Genomic DNA, 22,306 nt, shown 5'->3' with positions numbered 1-22,306 from the left:
GGCTGGTCAGATAAAGACGTCTACCGGCACATTGAACCGCTCGGCCAACCAGCGGATCTGCCGCAGGTTGAGCTGGCGCTTTCCGCTCAGGATCTCGGAAATGACCGACTGTGGGCCGACACCAGGCAGCTCGCTTTGAGTCAATCCATGTTCACGCATCATGTAACCAAGCACTTCGGCACCTGTGGCTTCGGGCATTGGGTGATGCTTGTGATCCCATTCCTCAATCCAGTCACCGATGATGTCCACCAGACTCATCAGAGGATGCGACTCGTCAACTCCGGTCATTTCGAGTAACTCGTCGAGTGCCTGCACCAGCGTGTCATAGTCGTCTTCGTTTTTGGGTTTGCGTAGCAATGGCGATACGAACTCCCAGTGTTCGGCCGCGTTTTTGATCAGAACACTCATGTTCTTCCCTCCTTCCATTTACCGCGGTCATATTCGCGGTGATCCAGCACATGCTTGATGTAGATTTTTTGATGCTGATATCGAACATAGGCGATCAGCCGTAATTTGTTACCGCCAATATCGAAAACGTGAAACTCACCGACCTTGTCGGTTGCGGGAAATGAAGATTTCATTGCCGCAAAATCACTTGGTTTGACACGCTTTACCATTCGATACCACTGGTCCAGTGCACTGGCCGCCTGCGGCCACATTTCCTTGGCGTCCCATATTCGTTTTTCGGAAAACACTCGCATGCAATATCCTTATCGCATTTTGCTATGAGTGAGTTAATCACAGGGATTTTTTATCGCAAGTTGCGATACCCCTAAACAGACCAACGGTCTCAGTCGGATGCTTCTCTTAGCCTAGTTTCACCGCCAGACGCTGCATGATTGAAAATATGAGCAAACGTCTCCACATAGGAGTGATCGGCTTCTTACCAGGACCACCCTCATGACAGACCCACTCCTCATCCCCTGCCCCCACTGCAACGGCCTCAACCGCATCCCCGCCGAACGCCTCAACGACCACCCAAAGTGCGGCCGCTGCAAGGCTGAGGTGTTGCTGAACAAACCGTTCGAATTGAAGCAAGGCGATTACGCCAGCCAGATCAAGGGTGATTTGCCGCTATTGGTGGATGTGTGGGCGGAGTGGTGCGGGCCGTGCAAGTCGTTTGCGCCGGTGTTCGAGCAGGCGGCGGGGCAATTGGCGGGTAAATGTCGGATGGCGAAACTGGACAGTGAGGCAAATCAGCAATTGTCGGCGCAGCTGGGGATTCGCTCGATTCCAAGTTTGATTCTGTTCAAGAACGGCCGGGAAGTGGCGCGTCAGAGCGGGGCGTTTCCGTTACCGCAGTTGATGAGCTGGTTGCGTAGCCAGGGGATCTAAAACCACCACGATTTAATGTGGGAGTGAGCCTGCTCGCGATAGCGGTGTATCAGTCAACGTTTACATCGACTGATACGGCGCTATCGCGAGCAGGCTCGCTCCCACAATGAATCGGTGTCATTGACGGGACTCAGGCGTTTTCGAGCAGGTTATGCAGCTCGACGAATTGCTGCGTCAGCTTGTGCCGTGGATCGAGGTGGATCAGCGGCGTATTGGCCTGGTGGGATTCGCGCATGCGCACCGAGCTGGTCAGGTACACCGGCAACACTGGCAAACCTTCGGCGATCAACTCGTCGAGAATTTGTTGCGGCAGGCTGGCACGGGCCTGGAACTGATTGACCACGATGCCTTCGACCTCCAGGCCTTCGTTGTGGTCGTCCTTCAATTCTTCGATTTCCGCCAGCAGGCCGTACAGCGCCTGGCGCGAGAAGCTGTCGCAGTCGAAGGGGATCAGCACCCGGTCCGCGGCTATCAATGCCGATACCGCGTAGAAGTTCAGCGCTGGCGGGGTATCAAGGTAGATGCGGTCGTAATCTTCCCCCAGCTCCTCAAGCAGTTTGCGCAGCTTGTTGATCTTGTGTTTGGCCTCAAGCTTGGGCTGCAAGTCGGCCAACTCGGCGGTGGCGGTAATGACGTGGAGGTTTTCGAACGGCGTTTCGTAGATATCGACCTGGTTTTTCTTCGAGAACGGTCCAGAGGACAGGGTTTGCTTGAAGAAGTCGGCGATGCCCATCGGGATGTCATCCCCGGTGAGGCCCGTCAGGTACTGAGTGGAGTTGGCCTGGGCATCGAGATCCACCAACAGGGTGCGATAACCCTCGCTGGCGCTGACCGCCGCCAGATTGCAGGCAATGCTGGATTTGCCCACGCCACCTTTCTGATTGAACACCACGCGCCGCATGTGAAAAACCTCCGTGTATCAAAGAATGACCGAGTGTAGTAGTCCATGGCGCTGCTTAGCTACCTCGTCGGCATGGGGACTACACAGTCAGCGGCAATCTCTCAGTAAAAAACCGCAAAACCTGCCATTGATCACGGACAGAGCCGACAGACGTACTCACCACGACCGGGGATAATGGCCAAACGACAGCTTTCCGCGGACCAACCAGTACATTTCATTGAGCAAAATGTAACCATCATTTGCTACACGCCCGCCGCAACGGGATAATGCGCGCCACTCGGCGCCAAGCGCCACGCAAGGCGTCGCGTTTTTCTGCGACTCGCCGCGTAAGGAAGCCCGCAGGGGCGGGATGAATGCCTTTGATCAACTTCAACATCGCCCAATGGCGCGCATGGGCCCCTGGGCTCGAAAGCGTGGACGATTGGCAGGCCTGGAGCCGACAACCGGTCGTGCCCCAGAGCAGCGATGCCGCCCCCGACGTGTCTTTTCTGCCGGCCATGCAGCGCCGGCGGCTCAGCCGTCTGGCGCGGATGGCGTTCAGCGTGGGCTGGCCCTTGGCCGATGGTCGCCGGGACCTACCGTTGGTCTTTATTTCCCGGCATGGCGAAACACCCCGCACGTTCGAAATCCTGAGCGATCTGGCAGCAGAGCAACCGTTGTCGCCGACTCAATTCAGCTTGTCGGTGCACAACGCAGTGATTGGCCTGTGGTCGATCATGCGCGGTGAAACCAGCGAGATGACTGCCCTTGCCGCCGCCGGTGACGGCCTTGAACACGGCATGCTAGAGGCCGCGGCGCTGCTTGCCGAAGGCGCGCCTGCCGTTCTGCTGATCGTCACCGAAGAACAACCGCCCGAAGCCTATTCAGCCTGGATCGACGACGTGCCGTTCCCCTATGCCGTTGGTCTGTTGCTGACACCGGGTACCGACTGGCAGCTGTCCCTGAACAGCACTTCAGATGCGTTGTCCAACGCCCACTGGCCCCATGCCCTGAATCTCTTGCGTACCCTGCTTGGCCAGCAGACTACCTGCCAACATGCCTGGAAAAATCGTGTATGGACCTGGCAACGCAACCTGTAACCGAAAAAAACCGCGACGCCTATTACTGGCGTCTGCTGGCGACCGCCGCAAGCTTCACCCTGTTCGGGTTGGGCGGGCTGTGCCTGCGGCTGGTAGTTTTCCCGTTGCTGAGCTGCCTGCCCGGCGATGCACAGACTCATCGGTTACGGGCACGGCAAACCGTCAGTCGCTGTTTTTGGTTTTTTGTCCGGTTCATGGCCCGTACCGGTGTACTGACCTACGACATCCAGGGCGCGGAAAAGCTCGGTCGCCCGGGCCAGATGATCATGGCCAATCACCCGTCGCTCATCGACGTGGTGTTCCTGATCGGTCTGGTGCGTCACGCCAACTGTGTGGTCAAAAACAGCCTGTGGGAGAACCCCTTTACCCGTGGTCCGCTGCGCCGCACCGAATACATCAGCAACGACGGCAGCATGGACATGCTCGACGCTGCGGCTGACGCACTGAAAAGCGGCCAGACCCTGATCATCTTTCCCGAAGGCACCCGCACCCAGCCAGGCGAACCGCCGGCCTTTCATCGGGGCGGCGCGGCAATCGCCCTGCGCGGTGCGAAAATCCTGACCCCGGTGATCATCAAGGTCAGCCCGACCACATTGACCAAGGCCGAACCCTGGTATCGCATCCCGAAACGTCGCGTGCACTTCAGTTTTCGCGTCGGGGCCGATATAGACCCACAAGCCTTTGCCGCGTGTGGTCCTGCGCCTCAGGCTTCGCGCAAGCTCAACGATTATTTGCACTCTTACTTTATTAAGGAGCTCGCCGAAGATGAGCGATCTGTACCGTGAAATCAAAGAACTGATCATCGAATCCCTCGGCCTCGAAGACATCAGCGCACAAGACATCGGCGACGACCAGACGCTGTTCGGCGAAGGCCTGGGCCTGGACTCGGTAGACGCCCTGGAACTCGGCCTCGCAATCCAGAAAAAGTACGGCATCAAAATCGACGCCGACGCCAAGGACACCCGTAATCACTTCAACAACGTGGCGAGCCTTGCGGCGTTCGTCACCGCAAAACAGGCAGCTTGAGACCGGACCATGCAAACTCGTGACGACATTTTCAACACCCTGCGCGATGCCTTGGTCGAACTCTTCGAGCTGGACCCTGAGCGCGTGAGCCTCGACTCCAATCTGTATCAGGATCTGGAAATCGACAGCATCGACGCCGTCGACCTGATCGACCACATCAAGCGTCAGACCGGCAAGAAAATCGCCGCCGAAGAATTCAAATCGGTGCGCACCGTCAGCGACGTGGTCGAGGCGGTCTACCGTCTGGTTCAACCGGCCGCATGAGTCGACTGATCGGCCTTGGCCTGCTGCTGGCGGGCCTGTTGTACCCCTTTGCGGTGTATTTCGGCATGGAACACTTTGCTCCGTGGCAGTTCGGTCTGCTGCTGGGCAGCCTGTGGCTGGCGCGGGCGCTGCTCGGTGCGCGTCGCCCCGGCAACCAGTGGATGGCGCTCACCGCGATTGGCTTCTGCCTGTTGCTGGCACTGTTCGACAGCCCGCTGCTGCTGCGTTGGTATCCGGTGCTGATCAGCGCGTTCATGCTCGGGCTGTTTGGCCTGAGCCTGAAAATCGGGCCGCCGATGGTTGAACGCCTGGCGCGCCTGCGTGAACCGCATTTGCCGGCCAAGGCGATTGTTTATACCCGCCAGGTGACGATCGTCTGGTGTGTGTTTTTCCTCTGTAACGGTTTGCTCGCCGCCGCCCTGACTCTTTGGGCGCCGCTGAGTTGGTGGATGTTGTACACCGGCCTGATTTCCTATGGATTGATGGGCCTGCTGTTTGCCATTGAATGGCTTATACGACAACGGGTACGAGGCCACCCATGAATTGGATAAAACTTGAGCAGCTGTTGCTCAAGGCTCAGCCGGAACGTGCCGTAACGGCCGAACCCGCATTGAATCACGCACACCTGTGCGAACAGGCGTTGAGCCTCGCGGCCGGCCTGCAATCCCAGGGCGTGCAGCGCATTGCCGTGCACCTTGAAGACGCCGCTGACCTGGCGATTGCACTGCTCGGCGCCTGGCGTGCCGGGGTCAGCGTGCTGCTGCCTGCCGACCTGCAACCGCAGACTCGCCAACGCTGGTCGAGCGAAGTCGATCTGTGGCTGACCGATCTGGCCGATGACGCGCACCTCATCGATTATCAGCATCCGCCAATGTCGCCTGTGACACTGGACCAGGACGCCTGTCATCTGAGCCTGTGTACATCCGGTTCCAGCGGCGAACCCAAGCGCATCGACAAAACCCTGCGTCAGATGGCCAATGAAGTCCAGGCGCTGGAGCAGCTCTGGGGTGCCGATCTGGGCCAGGCGTGCATCATCGGCAGCGTCGCCACCCAGCACATCTACGGTTTGCTGTTTCGGGTGCTGTGGCCGCTGTGCGCCGGGCGCCCGTTCGTACGAAAGCAACTGGCTTTCCCGGAAGACTTGCAGCGCGCCAGCCGCGAACACCCGGTGTTTGCCTGGGTTGCCAGCCCGGCGCTGCTCAAGCGCATGGGCGACAATCTCGACTGGCCAGCCTTGAGTGCGGTTCGCCGAGTATTTTCCTCCGGTGGCGCGTTACCGGCCGAGGCCGCACAAAGCCTTCACGAGCGCCTGCAGCAATGGCCGACGGAAATCCTCGGCAGCTCGGAAACCGGCGGCATCGCCTGGCGTCAGGGTCACGATCTCTGGCAGCCGTTCGCTGGCGTCGAGCTGAGTCAGGACCGCGATGGCGCGCTGCTGATCGCCTCTCCTTACTTGCCGGCCGGCCACATCGAACACACCGCTGATGCCGCCAGAATCGCTGCCGACGGTCGATTCGAGCTGCTCGGACGGCTGGACCGGATCGTCAAACTGGAAGAAAAACGTATCTCGCTGCCGATGCTGGAAAAGGCGCTGATGGACCATGACTGGGTCGCAGAAGCACGCCTCGGAGTGGTCCAGGAAAACCGCGCCTCGCTGGGCGCCCTGCTGGTGCTGACGGACGCAGGCCTGCATGCCTTGCGCAATCAGGGCCGACGCACCCTCACGCAGGAACTGCGTCAGCACTTGAGCCAGCATTGCGAAGCCCTGGCCCTGCCACGGCGCTGGCGATTGCTGCGGCAGTTGCCCTTGAACACACAAGGCAAACTGCCTCAGGCCGACGTCGAAGCCTTGCTGCTGGCCCCTCGCCCCAAGGCGCCGGAAGTGTTGGAGCAGGTCGAAGTTGAGGGTGAGTGGAGCTTGCAACTGGCAGTGCCGCCGGACCTGGCCTACTTCAGCGGGCACTTCCCCCAAACGCCAGTTCTACCCGGTGTGGTACAGGTGGATTGGGCGTTGAGCCTCGGCCAGCAATTGATGGACCTGCCGGCCAGATTCGCCGGCATGGAAGTGCTGAAATTTCAGCAACTGGTGCGTCCGGGTGATGAAGTCCAGCTGCACCTGCGCTTCGACCAGGAACGCAGCAAATTGTATTTCGCCTATCGCAATGAAACCGCGACCTGCTCCAGTGGGCGGATTTTGCTGGAGGCGGCCTGTGAATAATTTGAGTTCCCCTGTAGCAGCTGCCGAAGGCTGCGTCCGAGTGCGAAGCGCTCGCATGGCATCCACCACCATTCTTCTGACAGATCGCAAATACCGGTTTACGACCGCTTCGCGGCCGAACGCAGGCTTCGCCAGCTGCTACAACGGCGAGGTGTGACCGGTATGCATAACCCCTGCGCAATCATCCCGGTCTACAACCACGAAACCGCGGTTACCACGGTGGTCGACGCGCTGATCGCCAGTGGCCTGCCGTGCATTCTGGTGGACGATGCCAGCGATCAACCCTGCGCCAGAGTACTCGACCAACTGGCCCGGCGTGAGATGGTCAACCTGATCCGCCTCGCCACCAATCAAGGCAAGGGCGGTGCGATCATGACCGGGTTGCGTGAAGCCTCGCGCCTGGGCTTCAGCCACGCCTTGCAGGTGGACGCCGATGGCCAACACGACCTGCAAGATGTCGCGACGTTCATCGAACAATCACGCGCTCATCCCGACGCGGTGATCTGCGGCTATCCGCAATACGACGCCAGTGTGCCGAAAGGCCGTTTGTACGCCCGCTACCTGACGCACGTCATGGTGTGGATCAACACGCTTTCATTGCAGATCCGCGATTCCATGTGCGGTTTCCGCGTTTACCCATTGCCACCGACCCTGGCGCTGATCGACTCGGCGAAGATCGGCAAGCGCATGGATTTCGACTCGGACATCCTCGTGCGGCTGGCCTGGCGCAATCTGCCGATGCAGTGGCTGCCGACCAAGGTCCATTACCCGCTGGACGGTGTCTCGCATTTCCGTATGTTCCACGACAATGTGCTGATTTCGAGCATGCACACCCGGCTGTTCTTCGGCATGTTGCTGCGGGCGCCGGTGATCCTCTGGCGGCGGTGGCGAGCATGAGCAGCAACGTGGATAAAGAACACTGGGCCGACCGTCAGGAGCGCGGCAGTTTCTGGCTGATGAAGCTCACCGCCTTCGGCGCCAAAGTGCTGGGCCGGCGGCTGCTGAGTCCGGTGCTGTACGGCATCGTCCTGTACTTTTTCCTGTTCGGTCGCAGCGCCCGCCGCAGCGCCTGGCAATACCAGCAGCGCCTCGCGGACTGGAGTGCCCGGCCTGAATTGCGTCCGACCCACTGGCGAGTGTTCGGCCAGTTCATGGCCTTCGCCGATTCGATGCTCGACAAACTCGACGTGTGGAACGGCAAGCTGAGCATCGACCACATCGAAATCGTCGACCCGGCGCTGCTGCGCACTCAGCTGCGCGGCACGCGCGGGCAGATGCTGGTAGGCGCGCATTTGGGCAATCTCGAAGTCTGTCGCGCACTGGCGGAAATCGGTGAGAAAGTCACCATGAACGTGCTGGTGCACACCAAGCACGCCGAGCAATTCAACCGCTTGCTGGGTGAAGCCGGTGCAACCAATCTGCGGCTGATTCAGGTCAGTGAGCTGGACCCTGTGATCATGCTGCAACTGCATGAACGCCTGGAGCGCGGCGAGTGGCTGGCGATTGCCGGCGACCGCGTCCCCCTGCATGGCGGGCGCAGCGTGACCGTGGACTTCCTCGGTCATCAGGCCGCGTTTCCTCAAGGGCCGTGGTTGCTCGCCGGCCTGCTGAAATGCCCGATCCATCTGCTGATGTGCCTGAAGAAACCGACAGGCCAATATCGAGTGACCCTCGAACCGTTTACCGAAGCCGTGGCGTGGAAACGCAGCGACCGCGAACAGGTCATTCATCAGTGGGCTTCGCGCTACGCCGAACGCCTGGGTCACTATTGCCTCGAAGCGCCCCAACAATGGTTCAACTTTTACCCTTTCTGGAAGACCGATGACGACGCCAACGCTTGAGCCGGTAACCTTCGGCGAACTCCCTTTGCGCATCGAAGACGTGCTGGCCGCGGCCAACCGTCAGGTGCCGACGCAGTTGCAAAGCGACCCTGCGTACCGTGAGCGCATCGCCAAGGGCGCGCGATTCCTCGATTCCCTGCTGGACAAGGAAGGCGTGATCTATGGCGTGACCACCGGTTACGGCGACTCCTGCGTGGTCGCGGTGCCGCTGCATCACGTCGAGGCGTTGCCCCGTCATCTGTACACCTTCCACGGCTGCGGCCTGGGCAAACTGCTCGACGCCCAAGCCACTCGCGCGGTGCTGGCCGCGCGGTTGCAGTCGCTGTGCCACGGCGTGTCCGGGGTGCGCGTGGAACTGCTGGAGCGCCTTCAAGCGTTTCTCGAACACGACATCCTGCCGCTGATTCCGGAGGAAGGTTCAGTGGGCGCCAGCGGTGATCTGACGCCACTGTCCTACGTCGCCGCGACCTTGTCCGGCGAGCGCGAAGTGATGTTCCGGGGTGAGCGCCGGCTAGCAGCCGATGTCCATCGCGAGCTCGGCTGGACACCGCTGGTGCTGCGCCCGAAAGAAGCGCTGGCGTTGATGAACGGCACCGCCGTGATGACCGGCCTTGCCTGCCTGGCCTACACCCGCGCCGATTACCTGCTGCAACTGGCCACCCGCATCACTGCGCTGAACGTGGTCGCTCTGCAGGGCAATCCCGAGCACTTCGACGAGCGCCTGTTTGCCGCCAAACCGCATCCGGGGCAGATGCAAGTCGCCGCGTGGTTGCGCAAAGATCTGGCGATCGACGCGCCGACCGCTCCGCTGCATCGCCTGCAAGACCGTTACTCGCTGCGTTGCGCGCCGCATGTCCTCGGCGTCTTGGCCGACAGCCTGAACTGGCTGCGCTCGTTCATCGAAATCGAGCTCAACAGCGCCAACGACAACCCGATCATCGATGCCGAAGCCGAACGCGTGCTGCACGGCGGGCACTTCTACGGCGGTCATATTGCATTCGCCATGGACAGCCTGAAAAACCTGGTAGCCAACGTGGCCGATCTGCTGGATCGCCAACTCGCGCTGCTGGTGGACGAGCGTTACAACCATGGCTTGCCGAGCAATTTGTCCGGCGCCACGGCCGACCGCGCGATGCTCAATCACGGCTTCAAGGCTGTGCAGATCGGCACCAGCGCCTGGACCGCCGAAGCGCTGAAAAACACCATGCCGGCCAGCGTCTTCTCGCGCTCCACCGAATGCCACAACCAGGACAAGGTGAGCATGGGCACCATCGCCGCCCGCGATGCAATCCGCGTGCTGGAGCTGACTGAACAAGTCGCCGCCGCCACCCTGCTCGCCGCCAACCAAGGCGTATGGCTGCGCAGCAAGGCTGAGGACGCGCGTCCACTACCGCCAGCGTTGGCGGCCATGCACGAAGCGTTGGCCAAGGACTTCCCGCCGGTCATCGAAGACCGTGCACTGGAAGGCGAATTGCGCCTGTGCCTCAAGCGTATCGCCGAGCAACACTGGAGGCTGCATGCGTAGCAAGGGAGTGCTTCACACCGATACGGAAATCCTCGTGCCGTTCTTTGACGTCGACACCATGAACGTGGTTTGGCACGGCCATTACGTCAAATACCTGGAAGTCGCCCGTTGTGCGCTGCTGGACAAGATCGGCCACAACTACACGGCGATGGTCGAGTCGGGTTACGCATGGCCGGTGATCGACCTGCAATTGCGTTATGTGCACGGCGCGGTGTTCGGTCAGAAGCTGAATGTGCGCGCCAATCTGGTGGAGTGGGAGAACCGTCTGAAGATCAATTACCTGATCAGCGATCTGCAAACCGGTGAGCGCTTGACCCGCGCCAGCTCCGTACAGGTCGCCGTCGACATGGCCAGCCGCGAAATGCAGTTGGCCTCACCGAAGATCTTCACCGATGCCGTTGAAAGGATGCTGGCATGAACTTGCTTAAAGCCCTCTGTAGCAGCTGGCGAAGCCTGCGTCGATCGGTCCGCGCTCGGGCGCAGCAATCGCCCAGCGTTTCTCCTGATGCACCGCAAGCACAGGTTTTACGACGGCTTCGCCGCCGAACGCAGCCTCGCGGGCTCGGCAGCTGCTACCTGTTCGTGGTGGCGCTGGGTTTTTCTTCGTTGGCGCAGGCGTTCGATTTGCAGCAGTTGAGCGATCAACTGGCCAAACCCGATGTGATCCACGGCAAGTTCATCCAGGAAAAACACCTGCGCGCATTGCCCAAGCCGCTGACCAGCAAGGGCACGTTCGTCCTCGCTAAAAACCACGGTTTGCTGTGGTTGTTGAAAACCCCGCTGCAACAGGATTACCGCATCAGCGCCAAAGGCATTGCCCGACGTGACGCCCATGGCTGGCAAATGCTCCCGAGCAAGAGCGCCGGTGCCGAGCAAAACCGTTTGTTCCTCGCCGTGCTGCAAGGTGACAGCAGCGGGTTGCAACGGGACTTCGAGCTTGCTCTGAGCGGCGACGCGCAAAACTGGAAACTGACACTGACCCCACGCTCGATGCTGCTCAAGCAAGTGTTCAACCAGATCAACATCACCGGCAGCGAATTGGTGCACAGCATCGAACTGCTGGAAACCCAGGGCGACAGCACCCTTTTGCGCATGCAGGACAGCACCAGCACCCAACCGTTGAGCGACGCGGAGCAACATGACTTTGCCGAGTGAACGCAGGCTTCCGTGGCTGTTTCTGATCCTGCTGCTGGCGGTGCTCGCGCTCGCCGGTTGGCAATGGCGCGACGGTGCACCGCTGTCGGCCAACCTGATGGAACTGGTGCCGGGCACGGCGCCGGACGCGCTGGAACTGCGCGCCGAACAACGCATGCAAGAACCGCTGAACCGCGAAATGCTGGTGCTGGTTGGCCATAAGGATCGCCCGCAGGCCATCGCCATGGCGCAGAAACTGGGCGAGCAGTGGCAGGCCAGCGGTTTGTTCGAGAAGGTTCAGTGGAACCTGCAAGCCGACTTGCCCGCGCTGCGCACGCAACTGCTGCAAGGCCGACTGGCAATGCTCTCGGCGCTGGACCGGCAGCAACTGATCGAGCACCCCGACGCCTTTATCCAGCAGCGCGTGCAAGCGCTGTTCGACCCTTTCACCGGTTTCAGTCTGGTGCCGAGCCAGGATGACTGGCTGGGCCTGACCGGACGTATCCAGAACAGCCAGCCGCAACACGGCGCCGTGCAACTGGACATCGGCAGCGGTGCGCTGGTCGCCGATGCCGACGGCAAGAGTTGGGTGTTGCTGCGGGCAAAAACCACGGGCAACGCCTTCGACATGAGCCTGCCGCTGCAAGTGGCTGACCTGCTCGAACACAGCCGCGAAGAAGCGGCTCAGGCCGACGTGCAACTGCTCGCCGCCAGCGGTTTGCTCTATGCGGCCAATGGTCAGCGACAGGCCACCCGCGAGATGACATGGGTCGGTGGCGGCGCCACTGTGGGCATTCTGTTGCTGCTGTTGCTGGCCTTCCGGCGCTGGCGTGTCTTGCTGGCTTTCGTTCCAGTGCTGGTGGGCATGCTGTTTGGTGCGGTGGCGTGCGTGGCGCTGTTCGGTCACATGCATGTGATGACGTTGGTGCTCGGTTCGAGCCTGATCGGCGTTGCCGTGGATTACCCGCTGCATTACCTGTCGAAAAGCTGGAGCCTGAAACCCTGGAACAGTTGGCCGGCGTTACGCCTGACCCTACCGGGCCTTACGCTGAGCCTGATCACCAGTTGCATCGGCTACCTGGCCCTGGCCTGGACGCCGTTCCCGGCCCTGACCCAGATTGCCGTGTTCTCCGCCGCCGGCCTGCTCGGCGCCTACCTGTCTGCGGTGTGCTTGCTACCTGCGCTGCTCAAGGGCGTGAACCTGCGACCGGCGCGCTGGCCGCTGCGTGTCTGCGAGTGCTTGCTTAACCTGCGTGAAGCGCTGCTCAAACACGTGAGTACGCCGGTGTTGCTGGCGCTGCTGATTGCTTTCTGTGTCGGCGGCTTGCTGCAGCTCGAGAGCAAAAACGATATCCGTCAGTGGATCGGCGCCCCCCAGCAATTGACCGACGAAGCCCGGACCATTGCGCGCATCACCGGCTATCAGCCGACCAGCCAGTTCTTCCTGGTGCGCGCGGCCAATCAGCAGGAACTGCTCGAGCGCCAGACCGCGCTGAGCGAGCGGCTGGATCAGTTGGTCAACCTGGAAAAACTCCAGGGTTACCTGTCGCTGAATCAACTGGTCAGCCAACCGAGCGATCAGCGCAAAGTGCGCGACGCATTGAGCAAGTTGCCGCAGTTCTGGCAGCCCTTGCTCGACCTCGGTGTACCGGCAGAAGCACTGCAGTCCGAGCTTGCAACGTTGCAGGCGCTGCCCGTCGAAGACATCGACGCATCGCTGGTCGGTCCGCTGGCGGAACCTTATCGCACTCTGTGGCTGGGACCGACCGATGACGGCGTAGCGGCAATGGTCAGCCTGCAAGGTCTGAACGATCCTGCGCTGTTGCAGGTTCAGGCGCTGGACTTGCCGGGCGTCGAACTGGTCGACCGCCTCGGTGAATTGAACAGCGTTTTCGCGGCGACTCAGATCAGCGCGGCGGAGCTTAAACTCGCCTCCTGCGTGTTGATCGTGCTGGTGCTGATCCTGCCCTTTGGCTTCGGTGGTGCGCTGCGCATTGTTTCGCTGCCCTTGCTCGCCGCCCTGTGCAGCCTCGCCAGCCTTGGCTGGATGGGCCAACCGCTGACCCTGTTCAGCCTGTTCGGCCTGTTGCTGGTGACGGCGATCAGCGTCGATTACGCGATCCTCATGCGCGAACAGGTCGGCGGCGGCGCCGTGAGCCTGCTGGGCACCTTGCTGGCCGCAGTGACCACATGGCTGTCATTCGGTTTGCTGGCGGTGTCCAGCACGCCGGCGGTGAGCAACTTCGGTCTGTCGGTGAGCCTGGGCCTGGCCTTCAGCTTCATCCTTGCGCCGTGGGCCGGACGCCAAGTGCATGCCGCCACCGTCGCGGAGCGGGCAGCATGATGATCGCCTTGTTTTGGCTGATGGCCCTGGCGATGTTCGCCGTGGCCACCCGTGTGGGCAGGCACTTTGGGCTGATCCCGATTGTTAGCCAGTTGCTGCTGGCGACCTTCGGCCTGCCGTTGCTGATGTACTTCTGGATCGAGCCGGGCTGGCAACTCAGTGGTGCCGAACTGATTTCGCCGGTGTGGCTGAAAAACCTCTACAGCCTCGGTTTTGCCTTGTTGCTGGGAAACATCCTCAGCGATGTGATCGACCTGCGGCTGGATCGCCAGAGCCTGAAAATCGCCCTGCCGAGTTTCTGTATTCCGTTCGCCTGCGGGCTCGTCACGTCGGTCTGGCTGTTGCCGCCGCAACCGTGGATCAGTTCGCTGGCGGTCGGCCTGGTGTTCGCCATCACCGCCATTCCGGTGTTGTTTTTGTACCTGCGACACATCAACTACCCACCCGACGCAACCCGGCGCCTGGTGCAAACCGCAATTCTCATCGACCTGACGTGCTGGACGCTGTTCGGCTTCGCTCAAGGCAGCCTGCACGTGAGCAGTCTGCTGCTGCCGCTGGCTGGCGCCTGCCTGCCTCTGCTCCTGCGCCTGCTCGGGTTGCGGCAACCGTTGCTGCACACCGGCTGCTTCTTCGCGCTGCTGGTGGTCGCCGAACACTTCAAGCTCAACGCACTGATTTTCGGCATCGGATATCTGCTGTGCATGGCCGCGCTGAAAGTGCCACTGGTGTTGCCGTTACCGGCGATCTGGATGAGCCGCTTACAGACATGGATCGCCATTCCGCTGATCCTCACCTTCGGCATCGTGCAGATCAATGTCCACGCTGCGATGGCCAGTCTCGGTTGGGTGCAATTGGCGGCGCTGCTGCTGTTGCCGATTGCCAGCAAACTGCTGGGCAACTGGCTCGGCCTCGGCTGGGCGGGCGCGTCGTTTGAAGGCGCCAGTCGCTGGCGCGAAAGCCTGCTGCTGAATATTCGCGGTTTGAGTGAGATCATCTTTCTCAACCTGCTGCTGCAACAACAACTCATCAGCCCGGCGCTGTACTTTGCGCTGATGGTGATGGGCCTGATCGCTACACTGCTGCCGGCACTCGCCGGCATGCACCAATCCCCTTTGAATATCGCCGCCCCGGCAAGGAGCCCCCGTGCCAACAGTTGAAATGGAACGTCGCCAGGTTGTTGTCATCGGCGCGGGTCCTTCGGGTGCCATTGCCGCCGCGCTGCTCAAGCGCAAAGGGCACGACGTGCTGATGATCGAGCGCCAGCACTTCCCAAGGTTTTCCATCGGTGAAAGCCTGTTGTCGCACTGCCTGGATTTCGTCGAAGAGGCCGGCATGCTCGAAGCCGTGAACGCCGCCGGGTTCCAGTTGAAAAACGGCGCCGCGTTCGCCTGGGGCGAGCACTACAGCGCCTTTGATTTCGGCGACACGTTCAGCAACGGCAAGCCGACCACTTTCCAGGTCCAGCGCGCCGATTTCGACAAACTGCTGGCCGATCAGGCTGCGCTGCAAGGCGTGGAAGTTCGCTATGGCGAAGCCATCGTCAACGCCGATTTCAACCTGGTAAAACCACAGCTCGATGTGCTGCGCGAAGACGGTAGCCAGTACCGCGTCGAAGCCGATTTCGTGCTCGATGCCAGCGGCTACGGTCGCGTGCTGCCACGCTTGCTGGACCTTGAGGCGCCGTCGAACTTCCCGGTGCGCCAGGCCGTGTTCACCCACATCGAAGACCATATCGACAGCCCGACCTTCGAGCGAGAAAAAATCCTCATCACCACCCATCCGACCCATCGCGACATCTGGTTCTGGACCATCCCGTTCAGCAACGGCCGGTGCTCGGTGGGCGTGGTCGCGGCCGCCGAACATTTTGAAGGCCGTATGGAGAATCTGGACGAGTGCCTGCGCGGCTTCATCGCTGAAACTCCAAGCCTGGCCGGCGTCCTGAAAAATGCCGTGTGGGACACGCCGGCGCGGACCATCGGCGGCTACTCGGCCAACGTCAAAACCTTGCACGGCCCGGGCTTTGCGCTGCTCGGCAACGCCGCAGAATTCCTCGACCCGGTGTTCTCCTCCGGCGTGACCATCGCCATGCGCTCGGCCAGCATGGCCGCCAGCGTTTTGCACCGGCAACTGCAAGGTGAAAGCGTCGACTGGCAGACCGAGTTCGCCGCCCCGCTCAAGCGCGGCGTCGACACGTTCCGCTGCTACGTCGAAGGCTGGTACGCCGGGACCTTCCAGGATGTGATCTACCATCCGGGCAGCTCAGCGGATATCCGCCGTATGATCAGTGCAATCCTCGCCGGTTACGCCTGGGACGAGCGCAATCCGTTCGTCAGCGAACCCAAGCGTCGGCTGCGTGTGTTGTCGGAACTCTGCGCAAGAGATGTCACATGATCCGTTCCCTGCTTCTGGGTTGCCTCTTGCTGCTGAGCGCTTGCGCCAGCCAGGCGCCGCTGCCTGGGCAAACCGAAAACCTGCCGTTGCCGCAGCAATTGCACCTTCAGCGCTTACTGGCTGATCAGCGTCAGGACTGGGTGCTGGTGATTGCGCGTGAAGGCCCTGGCATTCGCTGGTCGATGATGGACTTGCTGGGCATTCCGCAGGCACGCCAGAAACTGATCGATGGCCAGTGGCAAGCCGACGGCCTGTTGCCGCCGAATCCGGAAGCCCGGGAATTGTTCGCCGCATTACTGTTCGCGCTGACCCCGCAAAGCGAATTGCAGGGCAGCTACCCCGACGCCTGGCAACATGGATCGCAACGTTCCCTGCCCGCTCGCTGGGACGTACATTACTTGCAACCTCTGAGATTTGAGTTGAACCTGCCTAAAGGTCCGAAGTACCTGGTCACGCCTCTGAGCGGTGAAACGCCATGACCGCTTACCTGAATGCCCTCGGGGTGATCTGTGCCCTGGGTCGCGACAAACAGGAAGTCGCGCGCAACCTGTTTGCCGGCGATTGCTCCGGCATGCGCAGCGAGTCCGGCTGGGTGCTGGAGCGGTCGTTGCCGGTGGCGGCGGTGCGTGGCGAACTGGCGCCGATCCCGGCACAACTGGCAGCGCAAAGCAGCCGCAACAACCAATTGCTGCTGGAAGCCGCGCTGCAAATTCGCGACGAGATTGATCAAGCGATCCAGACTTACGGCCGTGATCGAATCGGTGTGATTCTGGGTACCAGCACATCCGGCATCGATGAGGCCAGCCGTGGCCTGGCCCATTACATCCGTGAACATGAATTCCCCGCCGACTACGACTATCAGCAGCAAGAGCTCGGCGCGCCGGCCAACTTCCTCGCCGACTGGCTGCAATTGAGCGGCCCGGCGTATGTAATCTCGACCGCTTGCACCTCCAGCGCCCGGGCGCTGATGAGTGCCCAACGCCTGCTGGATCTGGGGCTCTGCGACGCGGTCTTGTGCGGCGGCGTCGACAGTTTGTGCAAGCTGACCCTCAACGGCTTTTCGGCGCTGGAAGCGGTGTCCGAGCAGCGTTGCAATCCGTTTTCAGCCAACCGCAACGGCATCAATATCGGCGAAGCCGCCGTGCTGTTTCTGATGAGCAAAAAGGCCGGCGACAGCCAACCGATTGCCCTGCTCGGCAGCGGCGCCAGTTCCGATGCGCACCATATCTCGGCGCCGGAGCCGACCGGCCGAGGTGCCCTGCAAGCGATGACCAAAGCCCTCAACCGCGCGCATTTGCAGCCCGGACAAATCGGCTACCTGAACCTGCACGGCACCGCCACCCAACACAACGACGCAATGGAAAGCCTGGCGGTCTCGGCCCTGTTCCCGCACAGCGTGCCCTGCTCTTCGACCAAACCGATGACCGGACATACGCTCGGCGCGGCCGGCGCCCTGGAAGCAGCGTTCTGCTGGTTGAGCCTGAGCACAGGCAACCACGAGCATGCCCTGCCGCCCCACGTCTGGGACGGTCAGCCCGACCCCGACTTGCCGGCCTTGCAATGGGTGACCCCGGCCGATCGCCTGACGTCCATTGCACCTCGCTATCTGATGAGCAATTCCTTTGCCTTCGGTGGCAACAACGTCAGCCTGATTATCGGAGACGCCCCATGATTGACTGGCCGCTCGCCGAACTGCTGCCGCACGCTGGCGACATGATCCTCATCGATCAGATCCTGGCGTTCGATGACGAGCAGATTCACACCCGCCTCACCGTCAAGCCCGGTGGCCTGTTCAACCGTCCCGACGGCAGCCTGCCGGCGTGGGTCGGCATCGAACTGATGGCCCAGAGTGTCGCCGCCTACGCCGGTTGCCATGCGCGCCAGCGCGGTGATGCGGTGGCGCTGGGGTTTCTGCTCGGCACCCGCAAATTCGAATGCAACGTGGAGCACTTCCCCGCGGGCACCGAGCTGACCATCCACGGGCTGCGCTCGCTGGAAGACGACAACGGCATGGGCGTGTTCGAATGCCACATCAACGCGCCCGGCATTCACGCCACCGCCCGCCTGAACGTGTTCCGCCCGCCTCAGGCCGCTCAATACCTTCATGAATCCCAAGGAGCCCAGTGATGACTGAGTCCGTACTGGTCACCGGTTCCAGCCGTGGCATCGGCCGCGCCATCGCATTGCGTCTGGCCCAGGCCGGGCATGACATCGTCTTGCATTGCCGCAGCGGTCTGGCCGACGCCATCACTGTTCAAGGCGAAATCCAGGCGCTGGGACGCAACGCTCGAATTTTGCAATTCGACGTCTCCGACCGCGCCAGCTGCAAAGCCATCCTCGAAGCCGACGTGGAAGCTCACGGCGCCTATTACGGCGTGGTGCTGAACGCCGGCCTGACGCGCGACGGTGCTTTTCCGGCGCTGAGCGAGGATGATTGGGATGTGGTGATGCGTACCAACCTCGACGGTTTCTACAACGTGCTGCACCCCGTGATGATGCCGATGATCCGGCGTCGTGCTGCCGGACGAATCGTTTGCATCACCTCGGTCTCCGGGTTGATCGGCAATCGTGGCCAAGTCAACTACAGCGCCTCCAAGGCTGGTTTGATCGGCGCGGCGAAAGCGCTGGCGATCGAACTGGGCAAGCGCAAAATCACCGTCAACTGTGTCGCACCCGGCCTGATCGACACAGCCATGCTCGACGAAAACGTGCCGGTGGAAGAACTGATGAAAATGATTCCCGCACAGCGCATGGGCACCCCGGAAGAGGTCGCCAGCGCGGTGAATTTCCTGATGTCGGCGGAAGCGTCGTACATCACCCGGCAGGTTCTGGCCGTCAACGGAGGCCTGTGCTGATGAAGCGCGTCGTCGTCACCGGCATGGCCGGCATCACTTCACTGGGCAGCGACTGGGCCACCATCGCCGGCCACTTCGCGGCCAACCGCAGCGGCATTCGCCGGATGGACGAGTGGGATCGGTTCACCGAACTCAACACGCGCCTGGCCGGGCCCATCGACGACTTCAAGGTCCCGAGCCACTGGACCCGCAAGCAACTGCGCAGCATGGGCCGGGTTTCGCGCTTGGCCGTCGGCGCGTCAGAACAGGCGCTGGCCGACGCCGGACTGTTGGGTGACCCGTCGATCAAGGACGGGCGCATGGGCGTCGCCTGCGGCTCGTCCACCGGCAGCACCGACGAGATCAAGGCGTTCGGCAACATGCTGCTCAACTCGGTGGCCGAGGGCCTGAACGCCAACTCTTACGTGCGGATGATGCCGCACACCACCGCAGCGAACATCAGCATCTTCTTCGGCCTCACCGGTCGACTGATCCCGACGTCCAGCGCCTGCACCAGCGGCAGCCAGGGCATCGGCTACGCCTACGAATCCATCAAGTTCGGCCGCCTGCCGCTGATGCTTGCCGGTGGCGCCGAAGAACTCTGCCCGACCGAAGCCATGGTCTTCGACGCGCTCTACGCCACCAGTCTGAAAAACGATGCCCCGCAAACCAGCCCGCGCCCTTACGACAAAGACCGCGATGGCCTGGTGATCGGTGAAGGCGGCGGCATGCTGGTGCTCGAAGAGCTCGAACATGCGTTGGCACGCGGCGCGCACATTCATGCCGAACTCGTCGGTTTCGGCAGCAACGCCGACGGCCAGCACACCACCCGCCCAGAGCAGGTCACCATGCGCCGGGCCATGGAACTGGCGCTGGAAGACGCCGGGCTACAACCGTCAGATATCGGCTACGTAAACGGTCACGGCACGGCTACAGAACAGGGCGACATTGCCGAAACACTGGCCACCAGCGCGTTGTTCGGCGAGCACATGCCGATCAGTTCGCAGAAGAGCTTCCTCGGTCACACCCTGGGCGCCTGCGGTGCGCTGGAGTCCTGGTTCAGCATCGAAATGATGAACCGCGATTCGTACGTGCACACGTTCAACCTCGACGAGGTCGATCCGCATTGCGGCAAGCTCGACTACCTGCGCGGCGAGTTCCGCCAGATGAGTAATGAGTACGTGATGAACAACAATTTCGCCTTTGGTGGCGTCAACACCTCGTTGATTTTCCGTCGCTGGTCGTAACCAAATTAATCCGGGTCAAGGAGACCTCCATGCACTTCAAGAAACTCGCTGCCGCCGCCACCCTGCTGATCTGCGCCCTCCCGGCCGTCAGCCAGGCCCGTGACACGCCGGTGTACCTGCCCTTCGACAAAGCCGTCGCCGAAGCCACCCGCACCGGAAAAATCGATGGCAGCGTGAAGTTCTACCTGGCCGGCAACACCCCGGCCGGCAACGTCACCGTCATCAGCGCCGGTTCCGTGACCAACAAGAAAACCAACGCCTTCAACAAGTCTGACGAAGTGGCCTGCGAATGGGTCGCGCAATCGGCAATCATCAGCTTGTTCCAGGCGGCCAAGAGCACCGGGGCTAATGCGGTGACCAACATTGTCAGCTTCTACAAGAGCAATGAGCGTAAAGACGCCAAGAACTATGAATGCCACGCGGGGGCGATCATGGCGGGTGTTGCGTTGAAAGGGGATTTGGTGAAGGTTCAGTAACACTAGAAACGACAAAGGGCGCCTTTCGGCGCCCCTTCACAAACAGGTCGGCTTGTCATCGCCCTGTACCTGTCTGGCTCTGCGATGGCTGGTTGCCCAGGATCCTCAGAGTCTCACAAGCCCCTTTCGGGAACGGGAGGAGTATTGCGTGAAACCGAAACAGGGGCAACCACTGGCCATTCGCCTGACTGCGCCACTTCCAATGCCATCACAAGCCAAGAGCATTGCGCACCGCCACTTTTATTGCGTAAAACTCATCTGTTTCAAGTTGTGAAATAACATAAACACGCTTCCCCTGACGGTCTCGACTTTTGATTCGGTCCAGTCTGGAGAGACTTACTGTCGCAACCATATCGCATTTCGCCCAGCAGACTGGACTGGCACCCTGGAGATGACTTTGAAGCTCCAGATGATGGTCAAGTACACGATCCGGAGCAGTGGTGCTCAGAGGCACAACTGTCACGAGTAAGCTGTTGGTTTTGTGTTTGCGTATCACGACAACAGGCCTGACTTTGATCATCTCGGGAACTTCAAACCCCCTGAAATCACAAATCAGCACGCTGCCTTCCCTCGGTTGATATAGAAGTGGCATCCATGGCACTCATCGAAAGAAATCGATTTTGCTCAACATCCGAGGAAATCACTAAACCGGATCCGTTACTTTAAGTGTCCCTGCACTCAAGCCCGATCAACCTTTCTCGTCAACAACTCCACAAACGCCTTGGCCATCGGCGATTTCTGGTCCTTGCGCTGCACCAGCCACACCGCCGACACCGCCTCCGGATCGAGCAGCGGCCGGTACACCACGCCGTCAATGCGCATCCGCTGATAGGACGCCGGCAGCACCGACACGCCCAACCCCGCCGCCACTAACCCGATAATCGTCATCGCTTCGCCAGCCTCTTGCGCGAAGTGCGGGCTGAAGCCGGCATCCCGGGCCAGGCTGAGCAACTGTGCGTACAAACCACTGCCATAACTGCGTGGGAAAAATACGAACGGTTCGAGGGCCAATGCCGACAGGAACAACCCTTCTTCACTGCCGTTGACCAGCGGATGTTTGGAGCTGAGCACCGCCACCAGCGGCTCACGCATCAATTCCACGACGCTGAGGGAATCCGGCAACCCGAGTGGTCGCATGATGCCGACTTCGATCGACTCATCGACCAGCGCATCGGCCACTTGTGTGCTGCTCATTTCCCGCAGATTCAAATGCACCGCGGGGAAGCGCTGGCGGAACGAAAAAATCGCCTGGGGAATGGTTGAGTTGAAAGGTGCCGATGAAGTGAAGCCGATTTTCAGCTCGCCCAGCTCACCCAGTTGCGCACGCCGAGCCACATCCGCCGCTTTGTCGACCTGCGCCAGCACCAGTCGCGCCTCTTCCAGAAACAGCCGACCGGCTTCGCTAAGCTCGACCCGACGATTGGTGCGCTCGAACAGCCGCGCGCCAACCTCTTGCTCCAGCGCCTGAATCTGCTGGCTCAGTGGCGGTTGCGAGATGCCCAGCACTTGGGCAGCGCGGCCGAAGTGCAGTTCTTCGGCGACGGCGATGAAGTAGCGCAAGTGACGCAATTCCATGAAAACTCCATTAGGTCGTAAAACCTATCAAACAGGTCGAACAATATATTGGATTGAATCATTAGGCAGCTATATGCTTTTTTCATTGCCTGACCGGCTGCGCCCTCCGAGGTTCG

General features: G+C 61.0%; 26 protein-coding genes. 21 read left to right on the top strand and 5 right to left on the bottom strand.

Annotated elements, in window-relative coordinates; translation table 11 throughout:
• Positions 1-6 precede the first annotated feature (6 nt).
• Both ACA070_RS02095 and ACA070_RS02090 read right to left on the bottom strand, forming a co-directional pair.
• Positions 7-408: a helix-turn-helix domain-containing protein gene (locus ACA070_RS02095; RefSeq protein ID WP_497449844.1), complete on the bottom strand. Its 402-nt coding sequence runs from the start codon at positions 406-408 to the stop codon at positions 7-9.
• Positions 405-701: a type II toxin-antitoxin system HigB family toxin gene (locus ACA070_RS02090; protein ID WP_497449843.1), complete on the bottom strand. Its 297-nt coding sequence runs from the start codon at positions 699-701 to the stop codon at positions 405-407. Before ACA070_RS02090 ends, ACA070_RS02095 begins: the two co-directional genes overlap by 4 nt.
• A 199-nt stretch (positions 702-900) precedes the next feature.
• Here ACA070_RS02090 and trxC point away from each other — a divergent pair, with 199 nt between their 5' ends.
• Positions 901-1,335, top strand: a complete 435-nt coding sequence (gene trxC / locus ACA070_RS02085) for a thioredoxin TrxC (RefSeq protein WP_497449842.1) — start codon at positions 901-903, stop codon at positions 1,333-1,335.
• Between the two features lie 130 nt (positions 1,336-1,465).
• Here the strand turns inward: trxC and ACA070_RS02080 are convergent, their stop codons facing one another.
• Positions 1,466-2,236, bottom strand: coding sequence for a ParA family protein (locus ACA070_RS02080; protein ID WP_403103163.1), 771 nt, complete (start codon positions 2,234-2,236; stop codon positions 1,466-1,468).
• A gap of 353 nt (positions 2,237-2,589) precedes the next feature.
• Between ACA070_RS02080 and ACA070_RS02075 the strand changes: the two genes are divergently transcribed.
• The 20 genes from ACA070_RS02075 (at position 2,590) to ACA070_RS01980 (ending at position 20,615) form a co-directional block, all read left to right on the top strand.
• A complete protein-coding gene (locus tag ACA070_RS02075) occupies positions 2,590-3,315 on the top strand; it encodes a beta-ketoacyl synthase chain length factor (RefSeq protein WP_497449841.1) in 726 nt (241 codons plus the stop codon).
• Entirely contained in the window at positions 3,291-4,100 is an 810-nt protein-coding gene (locus ACA070_RS02070) for a lysophospholipid acyltransferase family protein (protein ID WP_497449840.1), read from the top strand. Before ACA070_RS02075 ends, ACA070_RS02070 begins: the two co-directional genes overlap by 25 nt.
• Entirely contained in the window at positions 4,081-4,341 is a 261-nt protein-coding gene (locus tag ACA070_RS02065; protein WP_497449839.1) for a phosphopantetheine-binding protein, read from the top strand. Before ACA070_RS02070 ends, ACA070_RS02065 begins: the two co-directional genes overlap by 20 nt.
• A gap of 9 nt (positions 4,342-4,350) precedes the next feature.
• The gene (locus tag ACA070_RS02060) at positions 4,351-4,605 is read left to right on the top strand and encodes an acyl carrier protein (RefSeq protein WP_008025124.1); all 255 of its coding nucleotides are present in this window, start codon (positions 4,351-4,353) and stop codon (positions 4,603-4,605) included.
• A complete protein-coding gene (locus ACA070_RS02055; RefSeq protein ID WP_497449838.1) occupies positions 4,602-5,147 on the top strand; it encodes a COG4648 family protein in 546 nt (181 codons plus the stop codon). The genes ACA070_RS02060 and ACA070_RS02055 overlap by 4 nt, the downstream gene beginning before the upstream one ends.
• Complete coding sequence (locus ACA070_RS02050) at positions 5,144-6,823, top strand: ApeI family dehydratase (RefSeq protein ID WP_497449837.1); 1,680 nt, start codon at positions 5,144-5,146, stop codon at positions 6,821-6,823. The genes ACA070_RS02055 and ACA070_RS02050 overlap by 4 nt, the downstream gene beginning before the upstream one ends.
• Before the next feature lie 162 nt (positions 6,824-6,985).
• A complete protein-coding gene (locus tag ACA070_RS02045; protein WP_497449836.1) occupies positions 6,986-7,720 on the top strand; it encodes a glycosyltransferase family 2 protein in 735 nt (244 codons plus the stop codon).
• Positions 7,717-8,664 (top strand): lysophospholipid acyltransferase family protein, encoded by a 948-nt coding sequence (locus ACA070_RS02040; protein ID WP_497449835.1) that lies wholly within the window; start codon positions 7,717-7,719, stop codon positions 8,662-8,664. The genes ACA070_RS02045 and ACA070_RS02040 overlap by 4 nt, the downstream gene beginning before the upstream one ends.
• Complete coding sequence (locus ACA070_RS02035; protein ID WP_497449834.1) at positions 8,645-10,189, top strand: HAL/PAL/TAL family ammonia-lyase; 1,545 nt, start codon at positions 8,645-8,647, stop codon at positions 10,187-10,189. The genes ACA070_RS02040 and ACA070_RS02035 overlap by 20 nt, the downstream gene beginning before the upstream one ends.
• Complete coding sequence (locus ACA070_RS02030) at positions 10,182-10,607, top strand: acyl-CoA thioesterase (protein WP_497449833.1); 426 nt, start codon at positions 10,182-10,184, stop codon at positions 10,605-10,607. Before ACA070_RS02035 ends, ACA070_RS02030 begins: the two co-directional genes overlap by 8 nt.
• Positions 10,604-11,344, top strand: a complete 741-nt coding sequence (locus tag ACA070_RS02025) for an outer membrane lipoprotein carrier protein LolA (RefSeq protein WP_497449832.1) — start codon at positions 10,604-10,606, stop codon at positions 11,342-11,344. Before ACA070_RS02030 ends, ACA070_RS02025 begins: the two co-directional genes overlap by 4 nt.
• Positions 11,328-13,667 carry an MMPL family transporter gene (locus ACA070_RS02020; RefSeq protein ID WP_497449831.1) on the top strand — a complete coding sequence of 780 codons (2,340 nt, stop codon included), beginning with the start codon at positions 11,328-11,330 and terminating at the stop codon, positions 13,665-13,667. The genes ACA070_RS02025 and ACA070_RS02020 overlap by 17 nt, the downstream gene beginning before the upstream one ends.
• On the top strand, positions 13,664-14,824 hold the full coding sequence (locus ACA070_RS02015; RefSeq protein ID WP_497449830.1) for a cation:proton antiporter: 1,161 nt from the start codon (positions 13,664-13,666) through the stop codon (positions 14,822-14,824). Before ACA070_RS02020 ends, ACA070_RS02015 begins: the two co-directional genes overlap by 4 nt.
• Complete coding sequence (locus ACA070_RS02010; protein WP_497449829.1) at positions 14,811-16,058, top strand: NAD(P)/FAD-dependent oxidoreductase; 1,248 nt, start codon at positions 14,811-14,813, stop codon at positions 16,056-16,058. The genes ACA070_RS02015 and ACA070_RS02010 overlap by 14 nt, the downstream gene beginning before the upstream one ends.
• Positions 16,055-16,537, top strand: a complete 483-nt coding sequence (locus ACA070_RS02005) for a hypothetical protein (RefSeq protein WP_497449828.1) — start codon at positions 16,055-16,057, stop codon at positions 16,535-16,537. Before ACA070_RS02010 ends, ACA070_RS02005 begins: the two co-directional genes overlap by 4 nt.
• Complete coding sequence (locus ACA070_RS02000; RefSeq protein WP_497449827.1) at positions 16,534-17,730, top strand: beta-ketoacyl-[acyl-carrier-protein] synthase family protein; 1,197 nt, start codon at positions 16,534-16,536, stop codon at positions 17,728-17,730. Before ACA070_RS02005 ends, ACA070_RS02000 begins: the two co-directional genes overlap by 4 nt.
• Positions 17,727-18,185 (top strand): hotdog family protein, encoded by a 459-nt coding sequence (locus ACA070_RS01995; protein WP_438660486.1) that lies wholly within the window; start codon positions 17,727-17,729, stop codon positions 18,183-18,185. The genes ACA070_RS02000 and ACA070_RS01995 overlap by 4 nt, the downstream gene beginning before the upstream one ends.
• Positions 18,185-18,913 carry a 3-oxoacyl-ACP reductase FabG gene (gene fabG, locus ACA070_RS01990; protein WP_462028909.1) on the top strand — a complete coding sequence of 243 codons (729 nt, stop codon included), beginning with the start codon at positions 18,185-18,187 and terminating at the stop codon, positions 18,911-18,913. The genes ACA070_RS01995 and fabG overlap by 1 nt, the downstream gene beginning before the upstream one ends.
• Entirely contained in the window at positions 18,913-20,139 is a 1,227-nt protein-coding gene (locus ACA070_RS01985; protein ID WP_497449826.1) for a beta-ketoacyl-ACP synthase, read from the top strand. The genes fabG and ACA070_RS01985 overlap by 1 nt, the downstream gene beginning before the upstream one ends.
• A 29-nt stretch (positions 20,140-20,168) precedes the next feature.
• Positions 20,169-20,615, top strand: coding sequence for an excinuclease (locus ACA070_RS01980; RefSeq protein ID WP_497449825.1), 447 nt, complete (start codon positions 20,169-20,171; stop codon positions 20,613-20,615).
• Positions 20,616-20,823: 208 nt separating this feature from the next.
• On the opposite strand, the gene ACA070_RS01975 is transcribed toward ACA070_RS01980, so the two are convergent.
• Entirely contained in the window at positions 20,824-21,207 is a 384-nt protein-coding gene (locus tag ACA070_RS01975) for a type II toxin-antitoxin system PemK/MazF family toxin (RefSeq protein WP_497449824.1), read from the bottom strand.
• Positions 21,208-21,293: 86 nt separating this feature from the next.
• A complete protein-coding gene (locus tag ACA070_RS01970) occupies positions 21,294-22,190 on the bottom strand; it encodes a LysR family transcriptional regulator (protein ID WP_497449823.1) in 897 nt (298 codons plus the stop codon).
• Between the last annotated feature and the right edge of the window lie 116 nt (positions 22,191-22,306).

The sequence above is a fragment of the Pseudomonas sp. LBUM1678 genome (assembly GCF_059695575.1).
Note: the sequence above shows the minus strand (reverse complement) of the source record. Positions and strands in the feature narration are given on the sequence as shown.

What these genes read in the sequence shown, in the direction of transcription:
- ACA070_RS02015 (WP_497449830.1), top strand. Translation starts at nt 13,664, where the DNA reads ATGATGATCGCCTTGTTTTGGCTGATGGCCCTGGCGATGTTCGCCGTG.
- ACA070_RS02070 (WP_497449840.1), top strand. Translation starts at nt 3,291, where the DNA reads ATGGACCTGGCAACGCAACCTGTAACCGAAAAAAACCGCGACGCCTAT.
- ACA070_RS01975 (WP_497449824.1), bottom strand. Translation starts at nt 21,207, where the DNA reads ATGCCACTTCTATATCAACCGAGGGAAGGCAGCGTGCTGATTTGTGAT.
- fabG (WP_462028909.1), top strand. Translation starts at nt 18,185, where the DNA reads ATGACTGAGTCCGTACTGGTCACCGGTTCCAGCCGTGGCATCGGCCGC.
- ACA070_RS01980 (WP_497449825.1), top strand. Translation starts at nt 20,169, where the DNA reads ATGCACTTCAAGAAACTCGCTGCCGCCGCCACCCTGCTGATCTGCGCC.
- ACA070_RS01985 (WP_497449826.1), top strand. Translation starts at nt 18,913, where the DNA reads ATGAAGCGCGTCGTCGTCACCGGCATGGCCGGCATCACTTCACTGGGC.
- ACA070_RS02060 (WP_008025124.1), top strand. Translation starts at nt 4,351, where the DNA reads ATGCAAACTCGTGACGACATTTTCAACACCCTGCGCGATGCCTTGGTC.
- trxC (WP_497449842.1), top strand. Translation starts at nt 901, where the DNA reads ATGACAGACCCACTCCTCATCCCCTGCCCCCACTGCAACGGCCTCAAC.
- ACA070_RS02075 (WP_497449841.1), top strand. Translation starts at nt 2,590, where the DNA reads ATGCCTTTGATCAACTTCAACATCGCCCAATGGCGCGCATGGGCCCCT.
- ACA070_RS01970 (WP_497449823.1), bottom strand. Translation starts at nt 22,190, where the DNA reads ATGGAATTGCGTCACTTGCGCTACTTCATCGCCGTCGCCGAAGAACTG.
- ACA070_RS02005 (WP_497449828.1), top strand. Translation starts at nt 16,055, where the DNA reads ATGATCCGTTCCCTGCTTCTGGGTTGCCTCTTGCTGCTGAGCGCTTGC.
- ACA070_RS02095 (WP_497449844.1), bottom strand. Translation starts at nt 408, where the DNA reads ATGAGTGTTCTGATCAAAAACGCGGCCGAACACTGGGAGTTCGTATCG.
- ACA070_RS02080 (WP_403103163.1), bottom strand. Translation starts at nt 2,236, where the DNA reads ATGCGGCGCGTGGTGTTCAATCAGAAAGGTGGCGTGGGCAAATCCAGC.
- ACA070_RS02040 (WP_497449835.1), top strand. Translation starts at nt 7,717, where the DNA reads ATGAGCAGCAACGTGGATAAAGAACACTGGGCCGACCGTCAGGAGCGC.
- ACA070_RS02025 (WP_497449832.1), top strand. Translation starts at nt 10,604, where the DNA reads ATGAACTTGCTTAAAGCCCTCTGTAGCAGCTGGCGAAGCCTGCGTCGA.
- ACA070_RS02030 (WP_497449833.1), top strand. Translation starts at nt 10,182, where the DNA reads ATGCGTAGCAAGGGAGTGCTTCACACCGATACGGAAATCCTCGTGCCG.
- ACA070_RS02035 (WP_497449834.1), top strand. Translation starts at nt 8,645, where the DNA reads ATGACGACGCCAACGCTTGAGCCGGTAACCTTCGGCGAACTCCCTTTG.
- ACA070_RS02090 (WP_497449843.1), bottom strand. Translation starts at nt 701, where the DNA reads ATGCGAGTGTTTTCCGAAAAACGAATATGGGACGCCAAGGAAATGTGG.
- ACA070_RS01995 (WP_438660486.1), top strand. Translation starts at nt 17,727, where the DNA reads ATGATTGACTGGCCGCTCGCCGAACTGCTGCCGCACGCTGGCGACATG.
- ACA070_RS02045 (WP_497449836.1), top strand. Translation starts at nt 6,986, where the DNA reads ATGCATAACCCCTGCGCAATCATCCCGGTCTACAACCACGAAACCGCG.
- ACA070_RS02050 (WP_497449837.1), top strand. Translation starts at nt 5,144, where the DNA reads ATGAATTGGATAAAACTTGAGCAGCTGTTGCTCAAGGCTCAGCCGGAA.
- ACA070_RS02065 (WP_497449839.1), top strand. Translation starts at nt 4,081, where the DNA reads ATGAGCGATCTGTACCGTGAAATCAAAGAACTGATCATCGAATCCCTC.
- ACA070_RS02000 (WP_497449827.1), top strand. Translation starts at nt 16,534, where the DNA reads ATGACCGCTTACCTGAATGCCCTCGGGGTGATCTGTGCCCTGGGTCGC.
- ACA070_RS02020 (WP_497449831.1), top strand. Translation starts at nt 11,328, where the DNA reads ATGACTTTGCCGAGTGAACGCAGGCTTCCGTGGCTGTTTCTGATCCTG.
- ACA070_RS02055 (WP_497449838.1), top strand. Translation starts at nt 4,602, where the DNA reads ATGAGTCGACTGATCGGCCTTGGCCTGCTGCTGGCGGGCCTGTTGTAC.